Below are 16,127 nucleotides of genomic sequence, written 5' to 3'. Positions count from 1 at the left end.
ACTGGGAGTTTCGAGCTACGCGCCGTCCATCGGGAGGAAGGCGGATGCACCCCGCTCGTCCACTGGTAACGCTCAAATGCAAGCTCGGCGAACTCGACAGCCTCCGCCATCTCCGCTCCACGAGCGATGCGCATGTGCGGTTGATGATCGAATTGCTTGATTCGGTGAAACCCGGCGGGAAGCTTCTCCCCGCTCTCGTTCGCGCAGCGGTAAACGTCGCGAACTCGCGGCGGACGCTGTGGCTGGACACCACCTGGCTCACCGCCGCGAGCCCACTCGCCGGACAACCCGGCGGAGTGTTCGAGTATCTGGACGACATGATCGAGTCCGCGTTGCTGAAAGAACTCGGGCTCATGGCTGATGCTCTCCCCGGCCTCGTACCCGTGATCGCCGGCGGCGCACCTGACGACGTACTGCGTCGTGTTCGGTTGCTCGTCGAACACGGGGAACGCGACCTGGTGATCCGGTTCCGCCGGGCGCTGCCGGCCAGCGAACTCGCCAACAGAATCCAAGCCATCATGCGGTTGACCGGCACGCGGGTCGGACATGTGCACGTGGTGCTGGACGTCGGATTCGTCGAGGAAGTGCGCGAACCACTGGTGGGCGCCGTTGCAGAAGCCGCGGCAGTTGTGCATGACGTGCTCGGTCCCGACTCTGTCACGCTTCTGGCCGGGTCGATTCCGGCCGCTCGAACCACCTACGCGACGACGACGCGGGATCGTCCCGAGGTATTCCTGTGGCGTGAGGTGTGCCGACGCGTTGGCATGATCGGCTACGGCGACTACGGCGTGACACACCCCATTCCCAGGTCAGGAGGTAACCCACGGCCCCCTTACCCATACCTTTGCTACACCGTGCCGCGGAGAACGGTGGTATTGCGCAGAAGGATCGAGAAGGGCGACGTCCCTGCGGAGAGGTTCGCTGACCTCGCCGAGGAACTCGTCGAGCGGGATGACTTCGCCGGCCCTGACTTTTCGTGGGGTGATCGCGAGCTGGCGCTCTGCCGGCCGAGCGGCGGGAATACTGCTGGATCCGTGTCTCGATGGGTGTCCATGGCGACGTCTCATCACCTCGAACACGTGTCACGCAGAACTCCTGCGAACCTCTGAGCCGGCCGCGTGAGCACGCTCCCTCGCATCTCTGCCCATGGATCGTCATCGCCAACGCGACCTTCGCCGAACAGGTCGTCCGCCTCCTGTCGCATCCGCGCATGGTCGACCTGAGAACGCTTTCGGCGCCGTTCCACCAGTTCCTGCCCGCTCATTCGTCGCTGGCGAGGCAGCGGGCGCAGCTCAGCGACCGCAACGCCGTTGCGGGTGACGTGGTAGACCTCCCCCGCTTCCACCACATCGGTCGGGACCGACCTAGTCATCCCAATGGTCCCATTGTTCCGTAGAAAACTCGAAGCCGAAGGGGTGCGGCAGGCGAACGGTATCACCGAATCCCCAGGTCTCCTGCGCGACATAAGTTCCAGCGCGCGTGTCCGGATTCGCGTAATATGTAATGTTGGATACTTTCGGATCACGATCAACAAGTAGATAACCAGGAATACCCGCGTGCGCGTATCCGCTCCACTTGGTACCGACCTTGCGCTTTTTGTCTGGCCGTCGATCGCCGACCGCGTTCGATCTCGAAGTGACCTCGACAACGAGATCGACCTGATATGGCAGCAAGTGCTTTGCTTTTGTCGCGCGCGCCTCTGCGAGAACCTCGGCATCCAGGACAATCAGGTCCGGGATATAGCCGTCACCTATCTCGAACATGTTCAGATCTGTGGTCTGCACCGAGCGCCAGGCGAAGGTGGGGTCGGTCAACTCCGCGGCGAACAGTCCGCGCTCGATGTCCCTGACCATGCCGTTGTGGTCGACGGAGGGGCCAGGCGACACAACTATCTCTCCTCCGATGACCTCAGCACGCGTGCCGTCTTTCGGCAGGTGCAGGTAGCCGGCCAACTCGTCACGTACCCACATGGCGTAGGGCGAGTCTGGCAGCATGAAATGCGCAACTGCCGCGACACTCATGTGCAGCGCTCCTCTCACCTGACGTGCAGGTCGGACGATGCCGATTCTACCGCCAAAGCACACTTCGCCCAGCATGACCAGCGCGGCCACGTCGTTCCTGCCGAATCGGCATGACCCATTGAGGACTACGCGGTCAGCGCCACCGACAGGCGCCGTAGGCCGGTGGTGATCTGGGGTGGGGAGTTCGTGGTGAAGGACAGTCGTAGGGTCGCCGGGTCGGGGTTGGTGGCGTAGAACGGGGCGCCGGGGACGAACGCCACCTGTTCGCGTAGTGCCGCCGGCAGCATCGTCTCGGTGTTCGTGCCGTCCGGGAGGCGAACCCAGATGAACATGCCGCCGTCCGGATCGGTCCAGCGCGATCCTGGCGGCAGCACCTCGGGCAACCGGGCGATCATCGTGTCGCGGCGGGCCCGGTACGCCGCGCACAGGGTGGCCACGTGGGCGTCGAGATCCGTCGCCGCCAGGTAGCTCGCGGCGGCGGCCTGGTCGATGGTGCTGGTGTGCAGGTCGGCGGCCTGTTTGGTGATCACCAACGTCGACCGCAGCTCCTCGGGCGCGCGCAGCCAGCCAAGCCGCAGGCCGGGCGCGCAGATCTTGGACAGGCTGCCCAGGTGGATCACCCGGTCGGCCGCGCCCTCGGCCAGCGCCGGCAGCGGCACACCCCGGTAGCGCAGCTCGCCGTACGGGTCGTCCTCCACCACCCACAGGTCGTGCTCGGCAGCCAGTTCGGCGACCGCCACCCGCCGCTGCGCGGTGAGGGTGCGGCCGGTGGGGTTCGCGAACGTGGGCACCAGATACAGCAGTGTGGGGCGTTCGCGCTCGATCACCTCGGCCAACGCCGCGGGCACGATGCCGTCCTCGTCGCCGGCGACCGGGACCACTCGGGCGCCGGCCATCCGGAAGCACTGCAGCGCGGCCAGGTAGGTCGGCTCCTCGACCGCGACCACTGCCCCCGGCGGGAGCACCGCCGCCGCGACCAGTGTCAGCGCCTGCTGGGAACCGGTGGTGATCAGCAGGTCGTCCTCGCTGGTCGGCAGGCCGCGGCTGGTCTGCCGACCGGCGAGCAGCGCGCGTAACTCCTGGTTGCCCTCGGTCGGCGCGTACTGCAGGTTGCGCCGGGCGACCGGATCGGCCAGCGCGGTGGCGAAGGCCGCGCGCCAACCCCGCACGTCGAACAGCTCGGGGGCCGGCAGCCCGCCGGCGAACGAGATCATCTCCGGATGGGTGGTCAACGCGAGCAGATCGCGGACCGGGGAACTCTGGGCATGGCGCGACACAGTCGGGTGCATTTCGGCTCCTCACCTGGCGAACGTGGGCGACGGGCACGCGCGCCGGCGGTGGTGCCGCGGGGCGATGCCGCACGAGGCTGCACTGATCGAGGAGCCGCCGCCAGCATACTCGCAGGCCAGAAGGGGTACCGCCGAATATCATCCAGGGTGACCAGGAGAGGAGACCCGATGCCCGACCCGATGCGCCGGCTCAACATCCTGGTCGGCCGGTGGGAGGTGATCCTCGACCACCACGCCCTCGGCCACGACGTCCGCGGCGCGACGACGTTCGAGTGGCTGGACGGGGTGTATCTGGAGCAGCGCCTGGTCGTGGACCACCCCGGCTTCATGAACGGCATGCTGATCATCGGCGGCGACGACCAGACCGGCCTGTTCAGCGTCTGCTACGCCGACGACCGCGGCACCCGGCGGATCTACCAGATGTCCGTCGAGGACGACGTGTGGCGCCTGTGGCGCGAGGGCACCGACTTCGCCCACCGGTTCACCGGGACGTTCAACGCCGTCCGCGACGTGATCGACGGCGTGTGGGAACGCAGCACGGACGGCGAGACCTGGGACTTCGACTTCCGGCTCACCTACCGCAGGCTCAGCTGACGACCGCTCCCGGCGGGCTGGCACGGGACCGCCCTGGTTGGATGGGTCGGTACGAACCCTGATGAAGGAGGATCATGGCTCTGGAAAAGCCCCAGGTTGACCCGATCGACGGTCCCCCACCGGCAGACCTGGTCGTCGAGGACATCACCATGGGCGACGGCGACGAGGCGCGGCCCGGCCAAGAGGTAAGCGTGCACTACGTCGGCGTCGCGCACTCCTCCGGCGAGGAGTTCGACGCCTCCTGGAACCGTGGTGCCCCGTTCAACTTCCCCCTCGGCGGCGGCCGGGTCATCGCCGGCTGGGACCGCGGCGTGGTCGGGATGAAGATCGGTGGCCGGCGCAGGCTGGTCATCCCCCCACACCTCGGCTACGGCGACCGCGGCGCCGGCGGCGCCATCAAGCCGGGCGAGACCCTGGTGTTCGTGGTCGACCTGCTCGGCGTTCGGTAGCGGACCGACCTCACTCACTCGAGTGGTTATTAAGGTCGGTCGCTGACCGCAACCGGTCGAGCACTGGCCACAACGCCTCCGGGCGCTCGACGTGGGCGTTGTGGCCGAGGCCGGGCAGGATCACCGGATCCGCCAGCGGCGCCAGGTGGTCGACCGGTGACATCGGATCCAACTCCCCCGCCGCCAGCACCGCCATGCCCCGGCTCGCCGCGAGCAGTCCGGCCACGTCCGGCTCGCCCACGCCGAACACCGCCCCGTCGAGGGTCAGCCGCCACTCGCCGTCGACCTCGATGACCCCGGCGTCGGTCGAGGACACCAGCCCGTAGAGCCCGGCGACCTTCATCGCCCGGTCGACGGCGTCCTCGCGGGTACCGAACGCCGTCGCCGGGCGTGCGGCCACCGACGCCGCCTTCGCCAGCTCGTCTGGCGACCAGCGCACCTTCACCCCGAGCCCGCACACCGCCGGCACCGGCACCCCGAACCACCCGCTGGCCAGCGTCAGCCCGAGCACGCCGCCGAGCGAGTGCCCGAGCACGGCCACCGACCGCCCCGGCGCCAGCGCCCCGGCGATCTCGGCGGCCATCCCGCCGAAGGTGTAGCGCTCGAGCGGCGCGGACCGCCCGTGCCCCGGCAGGTCCGCCACCAGCACCTCTCCTGGCCAGCGGTCGCCGAGGCCGCGCACGAGCCCGTCCCACACCTCCCCGGTCGCCCCGAGACCGTGCAGCAACAGCAGCGTTGGAGACCCGGATCCGTGCCGGGTGAGGAAGACAGCCACGATCATGATCGTGCCGCACCGGCTCCGGACGGTACAGAATGGCTGGCATGTCCGTTGACCCCAACGTGATCGTCGACCCCGACACCTACCGCACCGGCGTGCCCCACGAGACCCTGGCGCGGCTGCGCGCCAAGAGCGCGGTCGTCTGGGTGGACGAGACGCCGGTGGACTCCTGGCCGAACGGCACCGGATTCTGGGCCGTGCTGCGGCACGCGGAGGTCAAGGAGGTCATGCGCACCCCCGCCGTCTACTCCTCCCACCTGCGCGCCACCCAGATCCTGGACCCGCCGGACGAGCGGACGCTCACCTACGTCCGGCAGATGATGCTCAACCAGGACCCGCCGGCGCACTCCCGCCTGCGCAAGCTGCTCACCAGAGCCTTCACCCCCCGGGCGATCGCCGCGCTGGAGGACCGGATCACCGCCTGGGCACGCGAACTGGTCACCGGGGTGGCCGACCGGAAGGAGTGCGACTTCGCCGCCGACATCGCCGCCGACCTGCCCCTGCGCACGCTCGCCGAGATCTTCGGTGTGCCGGCCGAGGACCGCTGGCTGATGTACGACTGGGCCAACCGGGTCATCGGCCACCAGGACGCCGAGTACGCGACGTCGGCGCGCGCACAGCCGGCCGACTCGACCGCACTGGCCAGCAGGGCGCTGTCCCTGCGGCCACGGCCGGACGCCAACGGGTTGCTGCCCAACCAGCGCACCCGCGCCGGCATGCCCGACCTCTACGCCTACGCCCACGATCTGGGCGAGTACAAGCGCGCGAACCCGGGCGAGGACATCATGTCCAACCTCATGCGCGAGGTCGACGACGTCGGCGGCAAGGTCAGTATCGGCGAGTTCGAGAACCTGTTCTGGCTGTTCGTCGTCGCGGGCAACGAGACCCTGCGCAACGCGCTACCCGGTGGTCTGCTCGCCCTGATGTCCAATGTGGACCAGTACCGGCGGCTGCGCGCGGACCGCGGTCTGCTCGGCCCGGCGGTCGACGAGATGCTCCGCTGGTGGACGCCGGTCATGCGGTTCCGCCGAACGGCCACAGTGGACACCGAACTGGGCGGGGTGCGGATCGGCGCCGGGGACAAGGTGGTCGTCTGGTTCTCCTCGGCCAACCGGGACGAGCGGGTGTTCGCCGACCCCGATCGGTTCGACATCACCAGATCCGCCAACGACCACCTCAGTTTCGGCCACGGCCCGCACTACTGCATCGGCGCGCATCTGGCCAAGGTCCAGATGCGCGCGCTGTTCACCGCGCTGTTCGACGTGCTCGGTGAGGTGGCGCCGGCCGGTGAGCCGGTGCGGCTGCGGTCGAACTTCCAGAACGGCGTCAAACACCTGCCGATCAGGTGGTGATCAGGTTGGTGATCGCGGTGCCCCCGGCAACCGAGCGGCCGGGGGCACCGCGAGGCATTCAGCAGCCGCCGCAGTTGTAGTACGTGACGTCCCAGTGGTTGCTTTCCAGGAAGTAGACGTTTCCCGAACCGGACTGCCACTTGTTGCCGCCGATGGCGGTGAAGGTGCCCCTGATGTAGTTGCTCAGGCAGGAGGTGATGCCGAAGTCGAGCTTGTAGCCGTTCCAGTGGCTGTAGGTGCCGCTGGCGTGGCCGGTCTCGGTGCCGCCGGTGACGTTCAGCCCGCAGCCGCTCGCCGACTTCAACGTCTGCGCTCCCTGGATCGTCGCCAGGTTGACCTGGGTGAACGACGTGCAGGTCGGGTTGTTGCGATCGCTGCAGTTGCCGCTGGAGGACCAGGTGATGTTCGAAGAGCGCAGCCGCGCGGTCGCGTCGGCGTGGCTCAGCTTGGTCACCAGCGCCTCGACCTGACCCGTCGGCCGGTCGAAGACCGGGTCCTGTTCGCCGACGGGCACCGACGCCTGCGCGGACGTGGTGCTGACCACCAGCGCGGTCGCCGCCGACGCCGCGAGGACGAGCGCCCTGACTAGCATTCTTCGCATTCGATATCTCCGTCCCACGGATGGCGGACCGCACCCCGACGAGCGAGCGCCGCCGACGAGCCGACTCGCCGACCGTTCGTAGGAATTGAGCAACAGGAAAGCGGTCCGAAAGCCCCGGCGGCCGCGATTTCAACTCGAAACCGCCACCCGTGACCTGCGAGAACGCCTCCGCGATCGAACTGTAGCCGCGACTAACCAGATGTCATAGTCTGTGCGGGGAAATTTTCCAACGATTTATTCCCACCATTACCACGGTTCTCCACGATCGCGAGCACGAGCGCGACCAGGATCAACACGACCGCGCCGAACAACGCGACCGCGAGGCCGGCGGGATATTCGCCGCCGGTGGCGCCGATCGTGGCGTAGAACAACGCGGCCAGCATGGCCGTGCCGACCGCGGTGCCCATTCGCTGCCCGGTCTGCAGCACGCCGCTGGCCACGCCGGACATGTCGGGCGGCACGCAGGTCAGCGTGATCGTCGTGTTCGGCGAGATCACCGCACCGCCGCCGAGCCCGGCCACCAGCAGCGGCACCAGCAGCGCGACCAGCAGGTGGTCCTCGTCCACCACCAGGGTGACCGCCGCGGTCACCACCAGGCCGAGCGCGCTCATGGCCAGCCCGGAGATCGTGACGCGCTGCCGCCACCGGGCTACCAACCGGCCGGCGAGCCAGGCCGACACCGCGGAGCCGAGCGCGAAGGGCGTCATCGCGAGGCCGGACTCCAGTGGGGAGAAGCCGAGTCCGGTTTGGAAGAACACCGCGAACACCAGGAAGATCCCGGAGAACCCGCAGAAGTAGACGGTCGCGATCGTCACGCCCGCCGGGTAGCCGCGCGCGGCGAACAGCCGCATGTCCAGCAGCGGCGTGCGCTCGGTAGCCACGCGGCGCCGTTCCCAACGCAGGAACATGTACCCGATCGGGATCGCGACCAGGAACAGCCACCAGAACCGCGCCAGCCCGCCGGCGTCGGACTGGACCACGGGGAACATCAGCGCGAGCACGGTCAGCCCGAGCAGCACCATGCCGGTGCCGTCGATGTCGGGCCTGGTCGACCGCGCTGGGGTCGGCGGCACGAGGAAGAACGCCAGCACCAGTGTCAGCACCCCGATGGGCAGGTTCACCAGGAACACCCAGCGCCACCCTTCCGGGTCACCGAACAGGTCGAGGATCAGCCCGCCGATGACCGGTCCGATGGCCGTCGACACCCCGATCGTGGCGCCGAGCAGACCGAACGCCCGACCGCGCTCCGGGCCGCGGAACAGGTCCTGGATCAGGCCGCCGTTCTGCGGCGTGACCAGGCCGGCAACCAGACCCTGGAGCAGGCGCGCGACCACCAGCAGCACCAACGTCGGCGCGAGGCCGGCGAGCACGCTGGTCAGCACGAACCCGGACAGCCCGACCAGGTACATCCTCCGCCTGCCGAACGCGTCGCCGAGCCGGCCGCCGGCCACCAGCGCGAGGCCGAGGGTCAGCGGGTAGCCGGAGACCACCCACTGCACCCCGCTGGCCGAGGTCCCGAGGCTCTCCTGGATCGCGGGCACCGCGACCGTCACCACGCTGACGTCCAGCAGGATCATGAACCCGCCGGCGAGGGTCACGACCAGTGCCCGCCAGCGACGCGGATCCGCGCCAGGCGGATAGTCCTCGGATGTCGTGCCGCTCTGGTCGGCGGATCGGGTAGCCACCCCTGATGTCTACCCACATCCGCCAACCCCTACCAACCGACACCAGCTCACCCCGCGAGTGTCCGGCGGGTTGGACTCGCCGTTAGATGGCGATTCTGGTTTTGGTGGTGAGGGTGTCGAGAGTGGAGACGACGATGTCGAAGTCGCTGACCGTCCACAGTTCCTCGCCGATGACCAGGGCGCGGCGTGGGGGTGGCGGCATGCCGTTGAACCGGTCGTCGGCGTGGCGGACGACGCCGACCTGGTCGAGGCGGTCGCCGGACAGGCGGAGCACGAGCATGCCCGACTCCGGGACGGCGGTGGGGTCCGCGCCGGTGGCCATGCCGACCACCGGCAGCACCACGATGTTCTTCTCCGGCCAGTACAGGAACGCGTGCGGGTCGTTCTCCACCTCCGAGTAGCTCTGCGGGAGGTGGAACTGGCCGACTCGGGTGGCGGCGGGCGTCGAGGTGTCGAACAGGGACACCTGCACGCCCGTGGCGACCCCGTTGGTGGTGGCCTCCTGGCCGATGCCGAGCAACCGGTCCTCGCCGACCGGGTGCAGATAGGCCGAGTACCCGGTGATCTTCAGCTCGCCGGTGACCCGGGGCGCGGCCGGATCCGACAGGTCCACTGTGTACAGCGGGTCGGTTTCCCGGAACGTCACCACATACGCGAGGTCGCCCTGGTACCGCACGGAGTAGATCCGCTCCCCCTTGCCGAGACCGTCGACCCGGCCGGTGAGCGCGAGTTCGTTGTCCCGGCGGGTCAACACGGTCACCATGCTCCGGGAGTCCGAAGTCGACGACTGGCCGACGGTCGTCGCGATCCGCAGGTGACCGTCGTGTTCGGACAGTGAGTACTGGTTGAGCAACGTGCCCTCGACCCCGCCGGAGGCGACGTGCACCGGCGAGCCCTGCCCGGAGATGTCGAACTGGTACACCTCGGTCCGCTGGTTCACCGGCGTCGGCCGGTCCTCGGCGAGGAACCCGTTGGTGGTCCCGTGCTGGACGTGGTCGTCGGCGACATAGAGGCTCGTACCGGTGCCGTACACGGTGTCCCCGTCCGCGGCGATGCTGATCGGGTCGCCGGTGGTCAGCTCCTTCCGCAGATCGACGGTGAGCACGGTCAGCAACGCGGAACCGGTGTAGCGGTGGGGATGGCTCACCGCGGCGCACTCGACGAGCTGGCCCTCGCTGCGCGTGCCCCCGTTGTCCAGGGTGTACTTGGGCAGCCAGTCGGCGATGGTGGAGTTCTCCACGACCGCCCGGTTGCGCGCCGCCGCCGACTCGATGTCGTTGTCCCGCATGGGATAGCCGAACTTCAGCCGCGGCGTCGAGCGCACAACGACCCTGGCGACCGAGTCGACCTGACGCGCGTCGAGGTAGGCGCCGTCGACCTCCAGTGTGCCGAGAATCTCGCCCACCCCGGACAGGTCGACCAGCAGGAGCCGCGAGCCCTGCTCGACCGGCGCGACGGGTTTCTCACTGGCTGTCGGCCCGTCGGCGATCATCGTCGAGCTCTCGGCGGAGGTCATCACCAGCGCGCGGTCACCGTCGAGCAGCAGTTGGCTGACCGCCCCGCCCGGCACCTGGACCCGCGCGGTCCGCTCGCGGGTGGCCACGTCCACGGCGGTGAGCACGCCGTTGGCGACCGTGACCACCCGGCGGCCGTCGGTCTTCACCAGGTCCGGCTCGTCCACACCGGACTCGTGGACGTTGGTACCGGAGTGCTCGCGCTGGTCGGCGTCGGCCGGGTCGTCAGCCGGGGCGTCGGCCGCGCGCTGCTCCTCGGCGGCCTTGGGCGCCGCCGCGCCACCCTCGGACTGGGCCCGCGCGTCCGGCGCGCTCGCCGCGCCCTCGTCGGCCGCCCCATCGCGGTCGACCAGGCTGCCGGGGCCCTCCCCGGCCAGCCCGTACGGTCCGACGTGCGGCAACGCGGCCGCCTTGAGCTCGGCCAGCGCGGAGTCACAGGTGTCGTAGGAGACCAGCGTGATCGGGCTGACCTCGGATGGATCGAGCTGGGCCAGTCCGTCCTCTCCGGCCAGTCCGACGACCACCGCCGTACCGGCGACGCCAACACCCAGTCCCACTACCGCCGCGGCGGCGACCGCGATCCGCGGCCATCTCGGTAAGTCCGTCCTCATGGCCCCAGGACGGACCGGTGGAACGATTCGGTTGCCCGGATGAGCGAGAACGCTTGGAAATTGGCTGGTCGAGGAGTTGACTGCGTAGATGCGTCAACTCATGACCGAGGAAGTGGCCGATGCCATCCTCGATCTACCGGCCGCACGGTTCCACCGGGTGGCGGTCGACGGGGTGGTCGGCGCGGGAATGATTCACTACGCGGACGAGCTCGCCAGGGAGCTCAGCGGGCGCGGCACCCCCGTGGTGCGGGCGTCGGTCGATGGTTTCCACAATCCGGCACGGACCAGGCGACGTCGTGGGCGCGACTCGCCGGAGGGTTTCTACCGGGATTCCTTCGACTACGGCAGGTTCATCCGACTCCTCCTCGACCCGTTCGGGCCGGATGGGTCGGGCAACTACGTGCAGCAGGTCTACGACGTGCGTCGGGAACGCGAGGTCAGCCGTCCACCGGCGCTGGCCGAGCCGGGAACGGTGCTCGTCGTCGACGGTATTTTCCTGCACCGGGACGAGTTGGTGCGGTTCTGGGACTACACGGTGTGGCTGGACGCGATCGGCGACGCTGACCTGAGTGGAGGGATGCTCGAGGGGCAGCGGCTGTACCGGCACGAGTGCGATCCGCGTGCGCGCGCCGGTTTGGTGGTCGACAACCGGGAACCGAAGAACCCACCCATCGCCATCGGCTAGGGTTCGCCCGCCTCACCGTCCTGTGTGGACGGTGAGGCGTCGGTCCCGTCCGGTTCTTCCCCGACATCTCGGTCGGCATCTGGTTCGACATCCCGTTCGACATCCCGTTCGACATCGATCGACCAGCCGCCGACCAGACCGATCGCCGCGCCCGCCATGGCGATCATCGGCGCGATCAGTACGGCGACCAGCCCGACCACGACCGGTAGGTTGAGCACGGTCTGGCCCTTGTCGTTACGCACGACGATGCGGCGGACGTTGCCCTCACGGATGAGTTGCTCGATCGTGTCCGTCAGTGCCCGCGCGCCGTTCCCCTCAGCTTCGCTCGTCACGGTGACGACGGTAGCCCCTGAACCTCCCCCGGCACACCCCGTTCAGGCGAGCCGATCGGCCGCGTGCTGTTCGGCCGCGAGGAAGTGCGCCACCCCCATGGTCGCCGGGTACAGCTCCCGGTACCGCCGGTAGAACTCGGCGTAGCGCCCGGCCGCGGTCGGCCGAACCGTCCGCGCGGTCGGGTTCCACGCCTCGACGTCGACCGACGCCCCGGTGGCCACCGCCGCCAGCAACGCGTCGCCGAAGCATGCGCCGACGGTCTCGGTCGGCACCTGCTGCTCCTCGCCGGTCACGTCGGAGACGATCTGGGTCCACAGCCCGCCCTGGGTCCCGCCGCCGACCGCGACCAGCCGCCGCGCACGCCCACCCGCCTCACGCATCACCTCCAGGTTGTGCGCCACCCCGTAGGCGATCCCCTCCAGCGCCGCCCGGTACAGCTCGCCGCGCCCGTGCGACAGCGTCAGCCCGGCGATGACCCCGCGCGCGGACGGGTCGAAGATCGGCGTCCGCTCGCCGGCGAAGTAGGGCAACAACAGCAGGCCCCGGCTGCCCGGCGGCACCCGCGCCGCCTCGGCCACCAGCGTGGTGAAGTCGGCGCCGACGAGGCGGCGCAGCCAGTCGGTGATCGCGCCGGAGGTCGCCATCCCGGCGGCCAGCGACCGGGTGCCGGGGAACACGCCGCTGGTGGTCCACAGTGCCGGGTGCGGGTTGGGGGTCTGGAGCACCTGGATCAGGAACATGGTGGTGCCGTACATGACCATCACGTCGCCCGGCTCGCGCACGCCGACGCTGGTGGCCTCGGCCCACGCGTCGACCGTGCCGGCGGTGACCGGGAGTCCCGCGGGCAGCCCGGTCTCGGCCGCCGCCTCGGCGGTGACCGTGCCGACGACCTCGGTCGGCCAGGCCAGGTCCGGCAGTGCCAGGCCGGGCGCCACGGCCGCGGCCCAGTCCGTTGCCCAGTCGAGACGATGCTGGTCGTACATCGGGTCGCACTGGCTCGCCGAGTGGTGGTCGAGCACGTACCGGCCGGTGAGCCGGTGCACCAGGTAGGAGCTGGCCATGAACAGCAGCTCGGTCCTGGCCCACACGGCCGGCTCGTGGCGCGCCAGCCAGCGGATCTTCGGGCCGACCGCCTGGCTGGACAGCGGCGTGCCGCCGCGGCGCAGGATCTCCTCGGCGCCCAGTTCCTCGGTCAGCTCGGCGATCTCCGCGCCCGCGCGGGTGTCCACGCCGTAGAGGATCGCCGGGCGCAGTGGGCGGCCGGCGCCGTCGGCCGGCAGCAGACAGGGGCCGATCCCGCTGACCGCGAGCCCGGCCAGCCGGCCGTCCGCGAGCGGGGCCAGCTCTCGGGCGATGGCCAGGAAGTCGGCCCACCAGACGGTGTCCGCGTCGTGCTCGACCCAGCCGGGATGCGGGGTCGACGTCTCGTGCTCGCGGCCGGCTCTGGCCAGCACCATGCCGTCACCGGTGACCAGCACGCCCTTGGCGCTGGCCGTGCCGATGTCGATCCCGAGGTAGCACTCAACCACGGGTGAACTCGTCGAGCGTGATGTCGAGCTGTTCGCACACCGCGCGCAGCTCGGCCCGCTGGTCGCCGGGGACGGCGTGGATGTGGTTGGCACCGAACCGGGACAGGAACACCTCGGCCGGCGCGTCGAGGCGGGCGAAGGCGTGTGGCCACTCTGGGGTCGACATCGCCATCAGGGTCTCAGTCGTTGCCGCGTCGTAGTTTTCGAACTCCCCCAGCATGAGTTGCAGTCGGTAGCGGCCGTCGTTGCGCGTCAGCCGGGCGAGGGTCATCTCACCGGGGGCGGCCACGTGGTGCACGGACGCGCCGCCCGCGGGGAAGAAGAACACCTCCGGGTAGAGGTGCACCCTGGCCAGGTTCTCCGCCGGGTCGTCGCTGCGGGCGGCGTACCAGGTGGCGTGCTGGCCGGAGTTGCACAGGTCCCAGATGTCGCGGTCGCCGTGGTAGTGGCGCACGTCGGCGAACAGCACCGGGGTGTTGGTGATGTGTTTGAGGATCTGCATGGTCAGCGCGCCGTCCATGTCCGCCTCGGTGGCGCAGACGTGCGGCTCCTTGGGGCCGTTCCAGTCGTAGGGGTCGTTGAGGAACGCCTCGGCGATGTCCATCGTCGCGAAGTACTGGGTGAGCTCGGGCTGGCCCTTGATGCCGGTGAAGTCGAGGTGCCACTCGTCGATCAGCTCGCGCATCGCGAGGTAGGAGCCGATCTGGCGCTCGAGGAGCTCCTCGGTGAGCTTCTTGCCGTCGTAGTGCACGACCGCGTGCCGCTCGAGCCACTTGCGCGCCGCGACCTTCTCCTTGGCGTCGGCCGACTCGGCGCGGCGGACGATCTCCCACTGGTCGATCTCCTCGACGTCCACCCCGAACTGGCGTTGCCACTGGTCGGTGTTGGCCACGGCGGTGTTCATGCCCATCGGGCGACCGCCGATCCGGCCGAACGTCTGGCCGCGCAGCCTGGCCACCACGCCGGCCGCCGACGCCCGCGTGCCGATCCGCGCGATCAACGCGGAGTCTTCGGGATCGCCCCACAACCGGGTGTGCGTTCGCCCGATCTGGTCAAGTGCGCCGCCGGCGGCGAGCATGCCGACCATGCCCGGCTGCACCGGGTCGATGTTGGCCAGCAGCAGCAACGGGCCGCTCAGCTGCCCGGCGGCGAGCATGGTGAAGTGCGGGAAGGCCCACACGCAGTAGTGCAGCACGGTGAGGTCGACGTTCGCCGCCTGGAGCTGCCTGGCCAGCGAGGTGGCGAGGGTGTTGGACGAGACCGCCTCGCTCGCCCGGACCACCTCGTGGCCGGCGGCTCGCAGGCTCGCGACGAGCTTGTCCTCGTTGCCCTGGATGAACTCGGCGATGCCGCCGTGGACGTAGTCGCGCCCGTCCGAGATGTTGATCACGCCGATGCGGGCCACGGCTGGTCCTCCTGCGTTGGAGTAATCGTTTACTCAGAAACTATTCTGAACTGTCGGGCGGTGTCAATAGGCCCCGGTAGGGTCTGTGGTGCGGTGGTGGAAAGCGAGGACAGGTGGCAACGATCAGCGACGTGGCGGCCATGGCCGGCGTCTCGACGGCGACCGTGTCCAGGGCGCTGAACGGCAAGTCCACAGTGGACCCCGAGCTGGCCGCACGGGTGGTCGCGGCGGCCAAGGAGCTTGGCTACCAGCCCAACGGCCCGGCGAGGAACCTGCGCCGGCAGGAGGCCGCGGTCCTGGCACTGATCATCAGCGACGTGGAGAACCCGTTCTTCACCGCCATCGCGCGCGGCGTGGAGGACGTGGCCCACGCCGTCGGCTACTCGGTGGTGCTGTGCAACGCTGACGAGAACGCGGAGAAGGAACGCCGCTACCTGGACGTGGCGATCCAGGAGCGGGTGGCTGGCGTGATCATGTCCCCGACACCGACCGCGGCCAACGTGGACCTGTTGATCAACCGGGGCACGCCGCTGGTGGCGGTGGACCGCCCACTGTCCGAGCGGATGGTCGACACGGTGCTGGTGGACACCAGGCTGGCCGCCAGACAGGCCACCGAACACCTGTTGGCGCAGGGGTATCGCCGGATCGGCTGTGTCACCGGCCCGACCGGCGTCCGCACGGCCGACGACCGCCTCGCCGGCTACCGGGACGCGCTGCGGGCCGCGCGGGCGAAGAGCACCCCGAGGCTGGTGCGCCGCACGGAGTTCAAGGCGGCCGGCGCGCACAAGGCGGCCAACGAGCTGCTGTCCCAGCCGGAGCCGCCGGACGCGGTGCTGGTGGCCAACAGCGCGATGGCCGTCGGGGTGCTGGCCGCACTCGGTGAGCGCGGGCTGCGGCCGGGGCGGGACGTCGGCGTGGTGGCCTTCGACGACGTCCCGTGGGCGGAACTGGTCGACCCGCCACTGACCGTGGTCGCCCAGCCGGCGTACGAGATCGGCACCGTGGCGGCGCAGCTGCTGCTGGCCAGAATCGGCGACAACGCCCGAGCCGCGACGACCACCACCCTGGCCGCCCGGCTGATCGAACGCGGCAGCTCACACCGGGGCTGATCCGGACTGCTGGGCATTCCCATGTCCGGCTTGGGTCGTCTGGTCCATCGGCTCCGGAAACTCAGGCCAATGCTCGGCCTGACATTGCAAGCCGACCTGGACACGGCGCAAACGTCTGCCATAGCGGCCGCTGGTCACCCACCGTCCCCAGGTAGCACCTGTGCCACCATCG

General features: G+C 69.5%; 15 protein-coding genes. 6 read left to right on the top strand and 9 right to left on the bottom strand.

The window, feature by feature from the left end:
* Nucleotides 1-44: 44 nt before the first annotated feature.
* Nucleotides 45-1,109 carry a beta family protein gene (locus ACYVIP_RS22975; RefSeq protein WP_460399603.1) on the top strand — a complete coding sequence of 355 codons (1,065 nt, stop codon included), beginning with the start codon at nucleotides 45-47 and terminating at the stop codon, nucleotides 1,107-1,109.
* A 255-nt stretch (nucleotides 1,110-1,364) separates the two neighbouring features.
* On the opposite strand, the gene ACYVIP_RS22970 is transcribed toward ACYVIP_RS22975, so the two are convergent.
* Nucleotides 1,365-2,111, bottom strand: a complete 747-nt coding sequence (locus tag ACYVIP_RS22970; RefSeq protein WP_460399601.1) for a Uma2 family endonuclease — start codon at nucleotides 2,109-2,111, stop codon at nucleotides 1,365-1,367.
* Between the two features lie 35 nt (nucleotides 2,112-2,146).
* Nucleotides 2,147-3,310, bottom strand: coding sequence for an aminotransferase-like domain-containing protein (locus ACYVIP_RS22965; RefSeq protein WP_460399599.1), 1,164 nt, complete (start codon nucleotides 3,308-3,310; stop codon nucleotides 2,147-2,149).
* 168 nt (nucleotides 3,311-3,478) lie between these two features.
* On the opposite strand from ACYVIP_RS22965, the gene ACYVIP_RS22960 reads away from it, so the two are divergent.
* Together ACYVIP_RS22960 and ACYVIP_RS22955 are read left to right on the top strand one after the other, a co-directional pair.
* The gene (locus ACYVIP_RS22960; RefSeq protein WP_460399597.1) at nucleotides 3,479-3,904 is read left to right on the top strand and encodes a hypothetical protein; all 426 of its coding nucleotides are present in this window, start codon (nucleotides 3,479-3,481) and stop codon (nucleotides 3,902-3,904) included.
* Between the two features lie 74 nt (nucleotides 3,905-3,978).
* Nucleotides 3,979-4,353 carry an FKBP-type peptidyl-prolyl cis-trans isomerase gene (locus ACYVIP_RS22955; protein WP_460399594.1) on the top strand — a complete coding sequence of 125 codons (375 nt, stop codon included), beginning with the start codon at nucleotides 3,979-3,981 and terminating at the stop codon, nucleotides 4,351-4,353.
* Nucleotides 4,354-4,363: 10 nt separating this feature from the next.
* Here ACYVIP_RS22955 and ACYVIP_RS22950 read toward each other — a convergent pair whose 3' ends face one another.
* On the bottom strand, nucleotides 4,364-5,128 hold the full coding sequence (locus tag ACYVIP_RS22950; protein ID WP_460399592.1) for an alpha/beta fold hydrolase: 765 nt from the start codon (nucleotides 5,126-5,128) through the stop codon (nucleotides 4,364-4,366).
* 47 nt (nucleotides 5,129-5,175) lie between these two features.
* Between ACYVIP_RS22950 and ACYVIP_RS22945 the strand changes: the two genes are divergently transcribed.
* Complete coding sequence (locus ACYVIP_RS22945) at nucleotides 5,176-6,483, top strand: cytochrome P450 (protein WP_460399590.1); 1,308 nt, start codon at nucleotides 5,176-5,178, stop codon at nucleotides 6,481-6,483.
* Nucleotides 6,484-6,541: 58 nt separating this feature from the next.
* Here ACYVIP_RS22945 and ACYVIP_RS22940 read toward each other — a convergent pair whose 3' ends face one another.
* The 3 genes from ACYVIP_RS22940 to ACYVIP_RS22930 form a co-directional block, all read right to left on the bottom strand.
* Nucleotides 6,542-7,084, bottom strand: coding sequence for a hypothetical protein (locus ACYVIP_RS22940; RefSeq protein WP_460399588.1), 543 nt, complete (start codon nucleotides 7,082-7,084; stop codon nucleotides 6,542-6,544).
* Between the two features lie 191 nt (nucleotides 7,085-7,275).
* On the bottom strand, nucleotides 7,276-8,769 hold the full coding sequence (locus tag ACYVIP_RS22935) for an MFS transporter (protein ID WP_460399586.1): 1,494 nt from the start codon (nucleotides 8,767-8,769) through the stop codon (nucleotides 7,276-7,278).
* An 82-nt stretch (nucleotides 8,770-8,851) separates the two neighbouring features.
* Nucleotides 8,852-10,894: a beta-propeller domain-containing protein gene (locus ACYVIP_RS22930; RefSeq protein WP_460399584.1), complete on the bottom strand. Its 2,043-nt coding sequence runs from the start codon at nucleotides 10,892-10,894 to the stop codon at nucleotides 8,852-8,854.
* An 88-nt stretch (nucleotides 10,895-10,982) separates the two neighbouring features.
* Between ACYVIP_RS22930 and ACYVIP_RS22925 the strand changes: the two genes are divergently transcribed.
* A complete protein-coding gene (locus tag ACYVIP_RS22925; protein ID WP_460399582.1) occupies nucleotides 10,983-11,579 on the top strand; it encodes a nucleoside/nucleotide kinase family protein in 597 nt (198 codons plus the stop codon).
* Here the strand turns inward: ACYVIP_RS22925 and ACYVIP_RS22920 are convergent.
* The 3 genes from ACYVIP_RS22920 to ACYVIP_RS22910 are packed head-to-tail and all read right to left on the bottom strand — an operon-like array spanning nucleotide 11,576 to nucleotide 14,846.
* A complete protein-coding gene (locus ACYVIP_RS22920; protein WP_460399580.1) occupies nucleotides 11,576-11,911 on the bottom strand; it encodes a DUF4342 domain-containing protein in 336 nt (111 codons plus the stop codon). The two genes, ACYVIP_RS22925 and ACYVIP_RS22920, sit on opposite strands and share 4 nt — an antisense overlap.
* 42 nt (nucleotides 11,912-11,953) lie before the next feature.
* Nucleotides 11,954-13,441: an FGGY-family carbohydrate kinase gene (locus tag ACYVIP_RS22915; protein ID WP_460399578.1), complete on the bottom strand. Its 1,488-nt coding sequence runs from the start codon at nucleotides 13,439-13,441 to the stop codon at nucleotides 11,954-11,956.
* Nucleotides 13,434-14,846, bottom strand: coding sequence for an L-fucose/L-arabinose isomerase family protein (locus tag ACYVIP_RS22910; protein WP_460399576.1), 1,413 nt, complete (start codon nucleotides 14,844-14,846; stop codon nucleotides 13,434-13,436). The genes ACYVIP_RS22915 and ACYVIP_RS22910 overlap by 8 nt, the downstream gene beginning before the upstream one ends.
* Nucleotides 14,847-14,959: 113 nt before the next feature.
* Here ACYVIP_RS22910 and ACYVIP_RS22905 point away from each other — a divergent pair, with 113 nt between their 5' ends.
* Complete coding sequence (locus ACYVIP_RS22905; RefSeq protein ID WP_460399574.1) at nucleotides 14,960-15,955, top strand: LacI family DNA-binding transcriptional regulator; 996 nt, start codon at nucleotides 14,960-14,962, stop codon at nucleotides 15,953-15,955.
* Nucleotides 15,956-16,127 lie beyond the last annotated feature (172 nt).

The sequence above is a fragment of the Actinophytocola sediminis genome, from assembly GCF_054779715.1.
This window is presented reverse-complemented; position numbering and strand designations above follow the sequence as displayed.